This is a genomic window from Faecalibacterium sp. Marseille-Q4137 (assembly GCF_017377535.1).
GTDB classification, from domain to species: domain Bacteria; phylum Bacillota; class Clostridia; order Oscillospirales; family Ruminococcaceae; genus Faecalibacterium; species Faecalibacterium duncaniae.
Genome location: NZ_JAFREK010000004.1, coordinates 25,458 through 38,776, shown reverse-complemented (window position 1 = coordinate 38,776; position 13,319 = coordinate 25,458). Strand labels below are relative to the sequence as shown.

Genomic DNA, 13,319 nt, shown 5'->3' with positions numbered 1-13,319 from the left:
TGTCTAAACCCCGCAGGGGGCAGGACACCGCGCCGCAATGCTAAGGGCCAACGCCGGCATTCAAGGGTGGCAGGGGAAACCCGGCCGCCTTCCCGCAGAAGAAACGCTGCAATTTGAAAAAAAGAACTCCTCCCATCCACCGTTCCGGAGCGTTGCCTCCTTCCCGTTGCTGCAACAGCGGAAAAGGAAGCGGCTCCCTCGGCGTGGCGGCCTGCAGGCTGCCGCTCCGGGCCATGTTCGGTTTTTTGCGGGGGCGTTTTGATTTTCGGTCAGAACGTCTCCGCTTTTTTTCACCTGCCGATCGAAAAGAGATCTCCCCGGGAGTTTGTCCGGGCCATAGCGGGCAAACTGTGCCCCGGGGAGCGATGGAGGATTTTTGCAATGAAACAGCCTTTTTGCACGCCAGCCCAGGCCCTGCGCCGGGTGCTGGATGCTGCTGCGGCTCTCCCGGTGCCTGCCACGGAGCGGGTGCCGCTGGATGATGCCTGTGGGCGGATCGCAGCCCGGGATCTGTGTGCCCGGATGGATCAGCCCCCTTTTGACCGGAGCCCTCTGGATGGCTATGCCCTTCACAGTGCCGACACGGCCGGGGCGGGGGAAAAGACCCCTGTCACCCTGCCGGTGGTGATGAAGCTCTACGCCGGGGATGCCCCCGCCGCTGTCCTGCCTGCCGGGTGTGCCGCCCGCATTATGACCGGTGCACCCCTGCCCCCGGGCGCGGACTGCGTTCTGATGCAGGAGCTGACCGACAGCGGGGAGGAGCAGGTGCGCATTTACGCCCAGCTCCAGCCCAACGCCAATGTGGTGTTCCGGGGTGAGGACATCGCCGCCGGTGCCCCCATTGCCGCTGCCGGAACTGTGCTGACCCCGGCGCACATCGGTGTGCTGGCCGGGCAGGGCATCCCGGATGCCGAGGTCTTCCGCCCCCTGACCGTGGGCGTGCTTGCTACCGGCAGTGAACTGCTGGAAGCGGGTGAGGCCTGGGCTCCCGGCAAGATCTACGATGCCAACGGGATCCAGAATGCCGCCCGCCTGCGGCAGCTGGGCTTTGCCGTGGAGCGCACCCACTGCTCGGATGACCCGGAGGAGATCGTCGCCCGGATGCAGGATCTGCTCACCCGGTGTGATGCGGTGATCACCAGCGGCGGTGTTTCGGTGGGGCAGAAGGATTACCTGCCCACAGTGCTGGAAATGCTGCACGCGGAGCCTGTTTTTGCCGGGGTGGCCCAGAAGCCCGGCAGCCCCATGATCGCTGCACAGGTGGGAGAAAAGCTGGTGTTCTGCCTGTCCGGCAATCCCTTTGCCGCGGCGGCCACGCTGGAGCAGTATGCCGTTCCGGCCCTGCTGCGGGCTGCAGGGCGGCGGGAAGAGGACTGTATCCCGGTGCACACCCGGGGCAGGCTGACCACCGGCTTTTCCAAGCCCAGCAAGGGAACCCGCTTCTTGCGGGCCAGAGCGCTGGGCGGCCTGGTGGAGATCCCCGGCGAGGGCAACGCGGAGGCGCATTCCTCGGGCAGTCTGTCGGCCATGATGGGCTGCAACTGCCTGGTGGAGCTGCCTGCGGGCAGCGGCCCGGTGGCTCCGGGCGAAGAAGTGGAGGTACTGAACTTTGTACAGTGAAAAGAAACAGGCGCTTGCTGCCGAGCTGAGCCTGAAGCGCCCGGCTGTGCTGGCCGTGAGCGGTGCGCACAACAGCGGCAAAACGACTTTGTTGGAAAAACTCATCCCCCTGCTGCGGGCACGGGGCCTGAAGGTGGGGGTCATCAAGCATGACGGCCACGATTTTACCCCCGACGTGCCGGGCACCGACAGCTTCCGCCTGCGGGAGGCCGGGGCCGAGGGCGTGGCGGTCTTTTCAGGCAGCCGTTACCTGCTGACGGAGGAACTCCGCCTGAACGAGCAGGATCTGCTGGCCCTGTTTGAGCGCCACGGCTATGATCTGGTGCTGATGGAGGGCTTCAAGGAGAGCGGCTGGCCCAAGATCGAGGTGGTGCGCAAGGCTGTCTCGGAGGAGCCTGTCTCCTTTGAGCCGCTGGCCATCGTGGGGGATGTTCCGGGCGCGGATTTTGCACTGGACGAGCCCGCAGCGCTGGCCGACTGGATCGCTGCACAGATGCCTGCATTGTAACAGGGGGAGGAAGAAACCATGAAACTGATCCGTACCGAAGACGCGGCAGGGCAGGTGCTCTGCCACGATATTACCCAGATCATCCCGGGCGAGTTCAAGGGGGCCCGCTTCAAAAAGGGCCACATCATTCAGCCCGAGGATATTCCGGTGCTGCTGAGCATCGGCAAGGAAAACCTCTATGTCTGGGAGAAAAAGCCCGGCATCCTCCACGAGGACGAAGCTGCCGCCCTGCTTTACAAGGCCGCTGCCGGTCAGAATATCCACGGCACCGAGCCCCGGGAGGGCAAGATCGAACTGATCGCCGACTGCGACGGTCTGCTCAAGATCGACCGCAGGGCCCTGCTGGCAGTGAACAGCACCCCCCAGATGATGATCGCCACGATCCACGGCGATCTGCCTGTGAAAAAGGGAGCCAAGCTGGCTGGTACCCGCATCATCCCGCTGGTCATTGAGCAGGAGAAGATGGAGGCCATGCAGGCTGCTGCCGGGCCGAAGCCCATCCTGAACGTGCTGCCCTTCCACCAGAAGAAGTTTGCCGTTATCACCACCGGCAGCGAGGTGTTCAAGGGCCGTATTGAGGACAAGTTTACTCCCATCCTCGAGCAAAAGCTGGCGGTGTATGGCTGTGAGATGGCCTTCCACAAGGTCTGCGACGATGACCCGGCGGGCATCACGGCCGCCATTCTGGAAGCAAAGGCCGCAGGCTGTGAGCTGATCTTTACCACCGGCGGCATGAGCGTGGACCCGGACGACCGCACCCCGCTGGCCATCAGGAACACCGGAGCCGAGATCGTTACCTACGGTGCGCCGGTGCTGCCCGGTGCCATGTTCCTGGTCAGTTATCTGGACGGTGTGCCGGTCTGCGGTCTGCCCGGCTGTGTGATGTACGCCAAGCGCACCATTTTTGACCTGCTGCTGCCCCGCCTGCTGGCCGATGACCCCATCACCGCCGAGGATATCGCCCGTCTGGGCGAGGGCGGCCTCTGCCTGGGCTGCGCCGAGTGCCACTGGCCCAACTGCGGCTTCGGACACTGCTGAACCCCTCTCAGTCAAAGCCTTTCGGCTTTGCCAGCTCCCCCGAAGGGGGAGCTTAACTAAGGTGAAAAAATATGAGTGAAAATAATCTGACACATTTTGATGCCGCCGGAAACGCCGTGATGGTGGACGTGAGCGAAAAGCCCGTCACGGCCCGGGAGGCCACGGCCCACGGCATCATTACCATGAATGCGGATGCCTTTGCCGCTGTGGAAAGCGGTACCGTGAAAAAAGGCGATGTGCTGGGCGTGGCCCGGGTGGCCGGCATCATGGCCACCAAGCGCACCAGCGAGCTGATCCCTCTGTGCCACCCGCTGCCGCTGACCAAGGCGCAGATCGAGTTTGACCTGCTGCCCGAGCGCCGGGCTGTGGAAGCGCGCTGCACGGTCAAGACCAGCGGCGTGACCGGCGTGGAGATGGAGGCCCTGACCGGCGTTTCCACCGCCCTGCTCACCATCTATGACATGTGCAAGGCCGTGGATAAGGGTATGGAGCTGGGCGAGATCCATCTGGTGGAAAAGACCGGCGGCAAGAGCGGACATTATATCCGGGCGGAGGGCGGCTATGTTTGATTCCAAGGGCCGCAATATCCATTATCTCCGCCTTTCCGTGACCGACCTGTGCAACCTGCGCTGCCGCTACTGTATGCCGGACGGTGTGGACAAGCTGGAACGGGAGGATATCCTGACCTACGAAGAATTCCTGCGCCTTGCCGCCCTGTTTGCCCAGTGCGGGGTGGATACCGTGCGGGTCACCGGCGGCGAACCGCTGGTGCGCAAGGGCGTGGAGCAGCTGGTCAAGGGGTTGAAAGCCATCCCCGGCATCCGGAAGGTCACCATGACCACCAATGCCGTCCTGTTGGAACAGCAGCTGCCCGCTCTGCTGGAGGCCGGGCTGGACAGCGTGAACATCAGTCTGGATACGCTGGACCCCGCTCTGTTTGCAAAGATCACGGCCCGGGATGAATTTGCCGCCGTGCAGGCGGGCATCCATGCCGCGCTGGAAAGCGGCATTCCGGTCAAGCTGAACTGCGTGCCCCAGGTGGGCGTGAACGAGGGCGAGCTGGAAGCGCTGGCCGCTCTGGCACAGGACAAGCCCCTGCAGGTGCGGTTCATCGAGATGATGCCCATCGGCTACGGGGCGGCCATGCCCTGTATCTCCGGCCCGGAGCTGCTGGCCCGCTTCCGCAGGCGCTGGCCGGAGCTGGCCCCGCTGCCCGGGGCCGCGTGTGCCGCGCTGGGCGACGGCCCGGCGGTCTATTACACCGTGCCGGGCTGGAAAGGGGATATCGGCTTCATTGCCGCTGTCCACGGCAAGTTCTGCGCCTCCTGCAACCGGGTGCGGCTGACCAGTCAGGGCTTTCTGCGCCCCTGCCTTGCCAGTGAGGCCGGATGTGACCTGAAAGCCCTGCTGCGCAGTGGCGCGTCTGACGAAGAGCTGCTGACTGCCATCCGTACCACCATCTGGGAAAAGCCCCAGGAACATCATTTTGAATTGAAACAGTACATCCCCGCGACCCGGGGTATGTACCGAATTGGAGGATAAATCTATGGGAAAACTTCTGGCGATCTGCACCAGCCCCCAGCGGGGCACGGTCAAGACCGAAGTGGAAGGTGCACGCCTGACCCCGGAATGGGGCATTGAGACCGATGCCCACGGCGGGAACTGGCACCGTCAGGTCAGCCTGCTGAGTGCCGAAAAGATCGAGAACTTCCGCAAGAAGATCTGGGTGGACTATGGTGCCTTTGGCGAGAATCTGGTGGTGGAGGGCTACGATTTCCGCAATCTGCCCGTGACAAGCCGCTTCGCCATCGGGGACGTGGTGCTGGAAATGACCCAGATCGGCAAAGAGTGCCACAACGACTGCGTCATCAAGCAGAAGACCGGCGAGTGCATCATGCCCCGGGAGGGTGTGTTTGCCCGGGTGCTGCAGGGCGGCGAGATCCACGTGGGGGACGAGGTGACCCTGCTGCCCCCGCCGGAAAACCCGCCCCTGCGCGCTGCTGTCATCACCCTTTCCGACAAGGGCAGCCGGGGCGAGCGGGAGGACAAGAGCGGCCCCCTGATCGTGGAGATGCTCACCGCTGCAGGCTATCAGGTGGAGGAGACCATGATCCTGCCCGATGAGGCAAAGGCCCTGAAAGCACAGCTCATCCGACTGGCCGATGGCCGTCAGGTCAACCTGATCCTGACCACCGGCGGCACCGGCTTTGCCCCCCGGGATATCACCCCGGAAGCCACCTATGCCGTAGCGGACCGCAACGCCCCCGGCATTGCTGAGGCCATGCGTTACCACAGCCTGAGCATCACCCCGCGCGGGATGCTCAGCCGTGCCGCCAGCGTGCTGCGGGGCAAGACCCTCATCGTCAACCTGCCCGGCAGCCCCAAGGCCGTGAAGGAGAATCTGGAGTACATCCTGCCCAGCCTGGAGCACGGGGTACGCATTGCCGCCGGGCTGGACGGCGAGTGCGCCCGCAAATAAGTCTGTTTCACCGCCGCGGCATTGCTTTTGGTGCCGGGCGTAAAAATAAAAGTACAACAAAAGCATACCCACTGTAAGGAGCAAGACTATGAAAACTATGATCTCCCGCCGCAGCTTCCTGTGCGCTGCCGGCATCGCATCCGCATCTGCTGTTCTGACCGCCTGCGGCGGCTCCTCCAGCAGCACTGCATCTTCCACCGCATCCTCCGCTGCCGCCTCCTCTGAGACTGCCTCCGGCGAGAGCGTGGAGCTGATCGTTTTTGCTGCCGCCTCCCTGACCGAGACCCTGAACGCCATTGCCGAGACCTACTCTGCAGAGAACCCCGGCGTGACCTTCAGCTTCAACTTTGACTCTTCCGGAACCCTCAAGACCCAGATCCAGGAGGGTGCGGACTGCGACCTGTTCATCTCCGCCGGTCAGAAGCAGATGAACCAGCTGGACAGCACCGCTTCCGCTGAGGTGAACACCGAGGGCCTGGACTTTGTGGATGCCGAAAGCCGTGTGGATCTGCTGGAGAACAAGGTCGTGCTCTGTGTACCCGAGGGCAGCGACAAGGGGATTGACAGCTTCGACAGCCTGGCTGAGCACCTGAAGGCAGAGGATATCCTGTTCTGCATGGGCAACAGTGATGTGCCTGTGGGTCAGTACACCCAGAAGATCCTGGCCTACTATGATCTGGATGAGGCAGCTCTGGCTGCTGCCGGTGTCATCACCTACGGTTCCAACGTCAAGGAAGTCACCACCCAGGTCAGCGAGGCCAGCGTGGATGCCGGTGTCGTTTACTGCACCGATGCGTACAGCGCCGGTCTGACCCCCGTGGACGAGGCCACCAAGGAAATGTGCGGCCAGGTCATCTACCCCGCCGCTGTGATGAAGAACGCCCTCCATGCCGAGGCTGCCAAGGAGTTCCTGGCTTACCTGCGCACCGACAAGGCTGCGACCGTGTTCGAGAGCGTCGGCTTCACCGCACTGTAAGCATCCGCTGGGGAGATGGTATGGACTGGTATCCCTTATGGAACAGCCTGCGCATTGCGCTGATCAGCTGCGCGGCGGTGTTCTTTTTAGGCATCTTTGCGGCCTACTACATTGCAAAGCTCCCGCGCGTGCTCAAGGGCGTGCTGGATGTGGTGCTCACCCTGCCCATGGTGCTGCCGCCCACAGTCGTGGGATATTTCCTGCTGCTGCTGTTCGGCGCAAAAAGGCCGCTGGGCATCTTTTTCATGGAACATTTCGGTGTGAAGCTGGTGATGAACTGGTACAGCGCCATCTTTGCTTCCATCGTGGTGGCGTTTCCGCTGATGTACCGTACGGCCCGCGGTGCCTTTGAGAGTTTTGACGAAACGCTGGCCTGGTCGGCACAGACGCTGGGACTTTCCAACACCTGGATCTTCTGGCGGGTGCGGATGCCCTGCTGCCGTCAGGGCATTCTGGCCGGTGCGGTGCTGGCCTTTGCCCGTGCGCTGGGCGAATATGGTGCCACCAGCATGATCGCAGGCTACACGCCGGGCAAGACGGCCACCATTGCAACCACGGTCTACCAGCTCTGGCGCACCAACGATGAAGCCGGGGCCATGCAGTGGGTGCTGGTGGATATCGTTATTTCGGCGGTGGTGCTGCTGGCAGTGAACCTGCTGGAACGCAGGCAGAAGCAGGGAGGAAAGCACACATGAGCCTGGAAGTAAATGTGACCAAGCGGTTTGATGGCTTTACCCTCCACGCTGCGTTCACGGCGGGGGATACTGCCACCGCCCTTCTGGGTGCGTCCGGCTGCGGCAAAAGCATGACCCTGCGCTGCATTGCAGGCATCGTCCGGCCGGACGAGGGACGCATCGTGCTGGATGGCCGGGTGCTGTTCGACAGCGCTCAGGGCATCGACCTGCCGCCCCAGCAGCGCAATGTGGGTCTGCTGTTCCAGAACTACGCCCTGTTCCCCAACATGACCGTGGAGCAGAATATCCTCTGTGCCCTGAAAAAGGAAAAGGACCCTGCCGCCCGCAGGGCCGCCTGTGCCGAGGCATTGCGGGCCATGCGGCTGGAGGAACTGGCCAAGCGCCTGCCCGGCGCGCTTTCGGGCGGGCAGCAGCAGCGTGCCGCCCTGGCCCGCATCCTGTCGGCCAAACCCCGCATCCTGATGCTGGACGAGCCGTTCAGTGCGCTGGACAGCTACCTGCGCGAGGAGGTGGAGGGGGAAGTGGGCAGCCTGCTGGCCGGGTTTGCGGGCACGGCCCTGCTGGTGACTCACAACCGGGACGAGGCCTACCGCCTGTGCAGGGAGATGATCGTGATGGACAGCGGCGAGGTGCTCCGGGCAGGCACGACCAAGGAGGTCTTTGCCGACCCCCGCACCCGTGCCGCCGCCCGCCTGACCGGCTGCAAGAACATTCTGCCCTGCACCCGGGTGGGGGAGCATACCGTTCATCTGGCGGGCTGGGAACAGCCGCTGACCGTGGCTCTGCCGGTGCCCGAGGGCTGCCGTGCCGTGGGCATCCGCGCCCATGACTTTGCGCCCTGCGCTCCCGGCACCCCCAACAGCCTGCCGGTGCAGGCTGTCTCCACCAGTGAGAATCCCTTTGACTGGAATATGATCTTCACCCTGCCCGACGGTGAGGCCCGCCTGTGGTGGAAGGTGTCCAAGGAGACGCTGGCGGCCCCGCCGCCAAAAGCACCCGCCTGCCTTGCTGCCGCCCCGGAAAATATCATGCCGCTGGTCTGAGGCAAAAAATCGTTTTCTCCCTGCTCCAGAAACAGAAATACGGAGCAGGGAGAAATTTTTTGAAAAAAGTACTTGACTTTATCAAGTAATGTGATTATACTAGACCTTGTCAAGTAAAGGAGATGCAAAGAGTGATCCAATCGACCATATCCTTCTACGTGATGGAGTTTTACAAGCAGTTCGCAGCCTACACCACCCAGCAGCTGCAGGAGTTTGGCCTGAGCTTTGGTATGATGTATTTTGTGATCTACGTGGGCAAACATCCCGGCTGCACCCCGGCTGAGATGACCAAAAACCTGCACCTGGACTGGGGCCACTGCCAGCGCAGCGTGATCAAGCTGGTGGAAGATGGCTTTATGACCCGGGAAAAGCAGGGCCGCAGTTATCATTTGGGGCTGACCCCGGCGGGTGAGAGAGCATTCCGGACCTGCCACCAGGTATTTTTCGATTGGGATGCACAAAATTTGAGCGGGCTGACCGAAGAGGAACAGCACCAGCTCCTGAGCCTGCTGCAAAAGGCAGCACGGACGAGGAAAGAGAGTGTGTAACATGTACGACACCATCCTGAGCCCCATTGATTACGGTGGATTGCAGCTGAAGAACCGCATCATCTTTGCCCCCACCACCTTCGGCCTTTCGGACGAGGAATATCTGGCAGAGATGGAGCGGCTGGCCAAGGGCGGCTGCGCCATGATCATCATCGGCGACGTGCCGGTGGCCAAGAGCCGGTTTGAGAAGTCCCTGTTTGACAAAAAGGGCTTTGCCTTCTATCAGCAGATCTGCGAGACTGCCCACAAATATGGCTGCAAGGTCTGCGCCCAGCTCCACCAGACCGATACCGACATGATGTCCATCATCAAGTGCATCCCGGGGATGCTGATGAAAAAGATCACCCCCGACCAGCTGCGGGAGCGGATGAACGATGCCGTGGGTCCCTACATCACCAAGATGTCCCAGAAAAAGATCCATCAGATCATCGCGGGCTTTGGCAAGGCCGCTGTGCTGGCAAAGCAGGCTGGCTTTGACATGGTGCAGGTGCACGGCGACCGGATGTGCGGCAGCTTCTCTTCCGCCATCTTCAACCACCGCACCGATGAATACGGCGGCAGTGCCGAGCGCCGCGCCCGCTTTGCCGTGGAGGCTGTCAAGGCAGTGCACGCCGCTGTGCCCGGCATGGCCATTGACTACAAGCTGGCTGTCCGGCAGGAGAACCCCCATTACGGCAACGCCGGTGTGGTGGAGGAGGAACTGGCCGTGTTCGTGCCCCTGCTGGTGCAGGCAGGCGTGACCAGCTTCCATGTGACACTGGCCAACCACTCTGCGCTGGAAAACACCATCCCGCCGGCCAACCACCCCGAGTTCAAGGAGACCGGCTGCTTCCTCAAGTTCTGCGATGAGGTGCGCCGGTATACCAGCGTGCCGCTCTGCGGTGTGGGCGGCCTGAACGACCCCGATTTTGTGGAGCAGCAGCTTGCCAGCGGCCGCATCCAGTGCGCGGCAATGTGCCGCCAGCTGCTGGCCGACCCCAACTGGGTCAACAAACTGCAGAGCGGCAATGCGGCAAAGATCCACCGCTGTGTCCGCTGCAACAAAAAGTGCCTGGGCGGCCTGATCGCCCATCAGGGCACCCGCTGTGTCTATGATGCCCTGAACGCAAAAGAACAGGGCAGCATCTGATATCAAAGAGAATAAAGGAGAATGACCATGAGCTACGCCATCGTTTTCAGCAGCAAGACCGGCAACACCCGCCTGCTGGCCGACACCCTTCGCGCAAGCTTGCCCCAGAATGAGTGCACCTACTTCGGAGCACCGGCTCCGGAAGCACTGGAGGCTGAGACCCTTTACATCGGCTTCTGGACGGACAAGGGCCATGCCGATGACACCCTCACCGCCTTTTTGCAGACCCTGAAGGGGAAGCGGGTCTTTTTGTTCGGTACCGCAGGCTTTGGCGGCAGTGCGGAATATTTCGAGCAGATCCTGGCAGCGGTGCAGAAATCGCTGGATGAGAGCAACACGGTCATTGGAACCTATATGTGCCAGGGCAAGATGCCCATGACTGTGCGCCAGCAGTACGAAAAGATGCTGCAGCAGCCCAACCATGCGCCCAATCTCGAAATGCTGATCGAGAATTTTGACAAGGCGCTGGCTCACCCGGATGCCGCAGACCTCGACCAGCTGCGCAAAAAGGCAGCAGAGGTGCAGGCATAACGGAAGAACTCTTCAAAAAGCAGATTTTTTGAGAAAGCTGCTCCAAAACAATTGACAGGTTCTGTCCGATGTGGTAGGATAGTGTCGAGGAAATGGAAACGGCTCCTCAAGGTGAATTGAATATTCTCGGCAAAACAGTCGAAAGGCTGTGACGCAAAGCTACAGGGCCTGTAAAATGGCAGCCAGCTGCTTCTCAAAGAAATCTTTCTTTGGGCGACCTGCTTAGAATTTCTAGGTGTTGTTTTGCTGAGTGTATTGCAGAACAACACCTTTTTTCGTTCTCAAATTTCTTCCCAAAAGAAGAAAGGCACGCAAAACTGAATATCCTCGGCAAAGCAGTCGAAAGGCTGTGACGCAAAGCTATAGGGCCTGTAAAATGGCAGCCAGTTGCTTCTCATCACCTGAGGGTCTCCACAGCGGAGATTGGGTGTTGAGTGACCTTCATCTGAAGCATCAGGTGTCGATTGCCGAGTATACCAGCAATCGACACCTTTTTTCATGGGGTAACACAAAAGAGGTTCAACACCATGCGTAACGCTTCGATGAAAGTCCTGAAGAATCTGGTCTGCTGCGCCGCATTCATCTGCCTGATGTTTGTTCTGGCAATGCCCGCACACGCAGCTTCCAAGGCCGATGAGCTGCTGCAGCTCGTCAACGCAGAGCGTGCACAGGCTGGTGTGGCTCCTCTGAGCATGGGCAGCAGCGCACTGAATGCTGCCGCACAGGCCCGTGCAAAAGAACTTACCGTCAATTACTCCTACAACCGCCCCAATGGCAGCCGCGAGTTCACCATCCTGCCGGAGTACGGTGTGGACGATGTTTCTGTGGGTGAGAACTACTGGGCAGCTGCTGAGAATGCTTCGGATGTGGTCGCCGCCTGGAATCGCTACGATTTCTTCAAGGAGCGGATGCTGGACAAGGATGCCACCTCCGTTGGCATTGGCTACTACGAGGGCGGCGAGTACGGCAATTACTGGGTGATGATCTTCACCTACGCCCGCGGCACCAGTGAGAACGGTTTCGCACAGGAAGTGCTGGCGCTGGTCAACGCTGAGCGTGCAAAGGAAAATCTGGCACCTCTGGCCATGGGCGATGCCAAGCTGCAGGCCGCCGCCGATGAGCGCGCAAAGGAAGTGGCAAAGGTCGCTTCCCACACCCGCCCCGATGGCACCAACTGCTTCACCGTGCTGAAGGAGTACGGTGTGTCTGATACCGCCACCGGCGAGAATGCCGCCTGGGGCGAGACTACGCCCGAAAAGGTCGTTGCAGACTGGATGGCTTCGGAAGGCCACCGTGTCAATATCATGGACCCCGCCGCCAAGTATATGTGCCTTGGCTACAACTACGATGCCAATTCTCAGTGGGGCCACAACTGGATCCAGATCTTCGCAAAGTAAGCGGATGACTTCCATTGAGCGTTGTACGATGAAATAAAACAGAGCAAAAAGAGATGCACCCCGCTCCCTGAACCTGAATCAGGAAGGCGGGGTGCATCTCTTTTGTTTTTTTATTCTGCTGCCATCTCAGCCACATCCTCGGGGCTGAAATCGCCCAAGGGCAGGATGAGTCGGCCCAGCGTCTCCTGCGGCAGGGCGGCAAGCCGGGCACTCTCGTCCGCAATTTCGGCAGGGCAGAGGACGTGCACGCCGTCCGCACCGGTCTCTACCCGGGCGCGGTGGCCAGTGGCAATGTACTGGATGCCCAGCCGGTCAGCCGCCGCCAGCAGGGCGGGGAAGCGCAGATCGGCCGGGGCAGCGGTCTCCTCGGCCAGCTGGCTGGCCAGTTCGCTGGCATTCAGGGTGATGCACTCGATGCCCAGAGCCTTGGCGGCTTCCTTGGCGGCATCCACAACGGGGTCATCGGTGCACAGACGCACCACAGCGCCCATCACCGCAAAGCCCTGCTGCTGTAAAATGCGGACAGCTGCTTTGCAGCCCGTGCCGCCGCACAGGCCCACCAGCACCTTGTCCTGCTGTTCATAGGTATCGAACCCGCTGCCGGGCAGAAATGTATCGCTCATCGTCCCTGTCTCCCTCCGTGTGCCTGACTTTGTGCCACGGCCAACTGGTCGCAGCGCTCATTTTCCGGGTGGCCTGCATGGCCCTTGACCCAGACATAGGTGATCTTGTGCCGGGCTTCCTGCTCCAATGCCTGTTCCCACAGGTCGGGGTTCAGGGCAGGGGAGCCGTCGGACTTTTTCCAGCCCCGGCGCTTCCAGCCCCTGGCCCAGCCCTTTTCCAGCCCGTTGATGACGTACTGGCTGTCAGAGCACAGCCGCACCTCACAGGGCTCCTTGAGCTGGCGCAGGGCCTCGATAAATGCGGTCAGCTCCATCCGGTTGTTGGTGGTGGAAGCATCGCCGCCGCTGAGCTCCTTTTCATAGACCTTGCCGTTGAAGCGGTAGCGCAGCACTGCACCCCAGCCGCCCGGGCCGGGGTTGCCGCTGCATGCGCCATCGGTGTAAACTTCGACTTGTTTCATCTGTTTCTCCCGGAACTTGAATTTTTGGATACCTCTATTTAGAGCTATTTTTCCGGTTCTGTCAAGAGGAAAACGTATCATCCCCGGCTTTTCCGGCAAAGCTTTGAATTGACAAAGTGGACAAGAAATACTATACTGTTTGTAACAAAATGCGTATAGGGGCGCACCGGTGCGGTGTGTCCGGCTGGAACGGGGCAGTGCCGCGGTCGCATCGAACAGATGGACTGATAGGGCAGAAATTACTCCGTTCCGGCCATCCCAGTGCCGAAAA

General features: G+C 61.1%; 15 protein-coding genes and 2 riboswitches. Of the genes, 13 read left to right on the top strand and 2 right to left on the bottom strand.

Going from position 1 to position 13,319, the window contains the following annotated elements:
• Positions 1–381: 381 nt before the first annotated feature.
• The 13 genes from glp (at position 382) to J3353_RS02715 (ending at position 11,964) form a co-directional block, all read left to right on the top strand.
• The gene (gene glp / locus J3353_RS02775; protein ID WP_207684094.1) at positions 382–1,620 is read left to right on the top strand and encodes a gephyrin-like molybdotransferase Glp; all 1,239 of its coding nucleotides are present in this window, start codon (positions 382–384) and stop codon (positions 1,618–1,620) included.
• Entirely contained in the window at positions 1,610–2,128 is a 519-nt protein-coding gene (gene mobB, locus J3353_RS02770) for a molybdopterin-guanine dinucleotide biosynthesis protein B (RefSeq protein WP_207684093.1), read from the top strand. Before glp ends, mobB begins: the two co-directional genes overlap by 11 nt.
• A gap of 18 nt (positions 2,129–2,146) precedes the next feature.
• Entirely contained in the window at positions 2,147–3,166 is a 1,020-nt protein-coding gene (locus J3353_RS02765) for a molybdopterin-binding protein (protein ID WP_097773731.1), read from the top strand.
• 71 nt (positions 3,167–3,237) lie between these two features.
• On the top strand, positions 3,238–3,735 hold the full coding sequence (gene moaC / locus J3353_RS02760; RefSeq protein ID WP_207684092.1) for a cyclic pyranopterin monophosphate synthase MoaC: 498 nt from the start codon (positions 3,238–3,240) through the stop codon (positions 3,733–3,735).
• A complete protein-coding gene (gene moaA / locus J3353_RS02755; protein WP_207684091.1) occupies positions 3,728–4,708 on the top strand; it encodes a GTP 3',8-cyclase MoaA in 981 nt (326 codons plus the stop codon). Before moaC ends, moaA begins: the two co-directional genes overlap by 8 nt.
• A gap of 4 nt (positions 4,709–4,712) precedes the next feature.
• Positions 4,713–5,645, top strand: coding sequence for an MOSC domain-containing protein (locus J3353_RS02750; protein WP_207684090.1), 933 nt, complete (start codon positions 4,713–4,715; stop codon positions 5,643–5,645).
• A gap of 88 nt (positions 5,646–5,733) precedes the next feature.
• Positions 5,734–6,621 carry a molybdate ABC transporter substrate-binding protein gene (gene modA / locus J3353_RS02745; protein WP_207684089.1) on the top strand — a complete coding sequence of 296 codons (888 nt, stop codon included), beginning with the start codon at positions 5,734–5,736 and terminating at the stop codon, positions 6,619–6,621.
• A 20-nt stretch (positions 6,622–6,641) separates the two neighbouring features.
• Entirely contained in the window at positions 6,642–7,316 is a 675-nt protein-coding gene (gene modB, locus J3353_RS02740) for a molybdate ABC transporter permease subunit (protein WP_156060889.1), read from the top strand.
• Entirely contained in the window at positions 7,313–8,359 is a 1,047-nt protein-coding gene (locus tag J3353_RS02735) for a sulfate/molybdate ABC transporter ATP-binding protein (protein WP_207684088.1), read from the top strand. Before modB ends, J3353_RS02735 begins: the two co-directional genes overlap by 4 nt.
• 122 nt (positions 8,360–8,481) lie before the next feature.
• Positions 8,482–8,907 carry a bilirubin utilization transcriptional regulator BilQ gene (bilQ, locus tag J3353_RS02730; protein ID WP_097770531.1) on the top strand — a complete coding sequence of 142 codons (426 nt, stop codon included), beginning with the start codon at positions 8,482–8,484 and terminating at the stop codon, positions 8,905–8,907.
• 1 nt (position 8,908) lies between these two features.
• Positions 8,909–10,036 carry a bilirubin reductase gene (gene bilR, locus J3353_RS02725; protein WP_207684087.1) on the top strand — a complete coding sequence of 376 codons (1,128 nt, stop codon included), beginning with the start codon at positions 8,909–8,911 and terminating at the stop codon, positions 10,034–10,036.
• Between the two features lie 27 nt (positions 10,037–10,063).
• Positions 10,064–10,567 (top strand): flavodoxin family protein BilS, encoded by a 504-nt coding sequence (gene bilS / locus J3353_RS02720; protein ID WP_097770529.1) that lies wholly within the window; start codon positions 10,064–10,066, stop codon positions 10,565–10,567.
• A gap of 118 nt (positions 10,568–10,685) precedes the next feature.
• A riboswitch (cyclic di-GMP riboswitch) is annotated at positions 10,686–10,761 on the top strand.
• A gap of 125 nt (positions 10,762–10,886) precedes the next feature.
• Positions 10,887–10,962, top strand: a riboswitch (cyclic di-GMP riboswitch).
• Between the two features lie 132 nt (positions 10,963–11,094).
• On the top strand, positions 11,095–11,964 hold the full coding sequence (locus J3353_RS02715) for a CAP domain-containing protein (RefSeq protein WP_227623010.1): 870 nt from the start codon (positions 11,095–11,097) through the stop codon (positions 11,962–11,964).
• A gap of 110 nt (positions 11,965–12,074) precedes the next feature.
• Here J3353_RS02715 and J3353_RS02710 read toward each other — a convergent pair whose 3' ends face one another.
• Together J3353_RS02710 and rnhA are read right to left on the bottom strand one after the other, a co-directional pair.
• A complete protein-coding gene (locus tag J3353_RS02710) occupies positions 12,075–12,587 on the bottom strand; it encodes a hypothetical protein (RefSeq protein ID WP_005931873.1) in 513 nt (170 codons plus the stop codon).
• Entirely contained in the window at positions 12,584–13,048 is a 465-nt protein-coding gene (gene rnhA, locus J3353_RS02705; RefSeq protein ID WP_035393761.1) for a ribonuclease HI, read from the bottom strand. Before rnhA ends, J3353_RS02710 begins: the two co-directional genes overlap by 4 nt.
• Positions 13,049–13,319: the final 271 nt, after the last annotated feature.

Excerpts from the sequence above, each read along its gene's own strand:
- glp (WP_207684094.1), top strand. The coding sequence starts at position 382 with ATGAAACAGCCTTTTTGCACGCCAGCCCAGGCCCTGCGCCGGGTGCTG.
- J3353_RS02765 (WP_097773731.1), top strand. The coding sequence starts at position 2,147 with ATGAAACTGATCCGTACCGAAGACGCGGCAGGGCAGGTGCTCTGCCAC.
- moaC (WP_207684092.1), top strand. The coding sequence starts at position 3,238 with ATGAGTGAAAATAATCTGACACATTTTGATGCCGCCGGAAACGCCGTG.
- moaA (WP_207684091.1), top strand. The coding sequence starts at position 3,728 with ATGTTTGATTCCAAGGGCCGCAATATCCATTATCTCCGCCTTTCCGTG.
- J3353_RS02750 (WP_207684090.1), top strand. The coding sequence starts at position 4,713 with ATGGGAAAACTTCTGGCGATCTGCACCAGCCCCCAGCGGGGCACGGTC.
- modA (WP_207684089.1), top strand. The coding sequence starts at position 5,734 with ATGAAAACTATGATCTCCCGCCGCAGCTTCCTGTGCGCTGCCGGCATC.
- modB (WP_156060889.1), top strand. The coding sequence starts at position 6,642 with ATGGACTGGTATCCCTTATGGAACAGCCTGCGCATTGCGCTGATCAGC.
- J3353_RS02735 (WP_207684088.1), top strand. The coding sequence starts at position 7,313 with ATGAGCCTGGAAGTAAATGTGACCAAGCGGTTTGATGGCTTTACCCTC.
- bilQ (WP_097770531.1), top strand. The coding sequence starts at position 8,482 with ATGCAAAGAGTGATCCAATCGACCATATCCTTCTACGTGATGGAGTTT.
- bilR (WP_207684087.1), top strand. The coding sequence starts at position 8,909 with ATGTACGACACCATCCTGAGCCCCATTGATTACGGTGGATTGCAGCTG.
- bilS (WP_097770529.1), top strand. The coding sequence starts at position 10,064 with ATGAGCTACGCCATCGTTTTCAGCAGCAAGACCGGCAACACCCGCCTG.
- J3353_RS02715 (WP_227623010.1), top strand. The coding sequence starts at position 11,095 with ATGCGTAACGCTTCGATGAAAGTCCTGAAGAATCTGGTCTGCTGCGCC.
- J3353_RS02710 (WP_005931873.1), bottom strand. The coding sequence starts at position 12,587 with ATGAGCGATACATTTCTGCCCGGCAGCGGGTTCGATACCTATGAACAG.
- rnhA (WP_035393761.1), bottom strand. The coding sequence starts at position 13,048 with ATGAAACAAGTCGAAGTTTACACCGATGGCGCATGCAGCGGCAACCCC.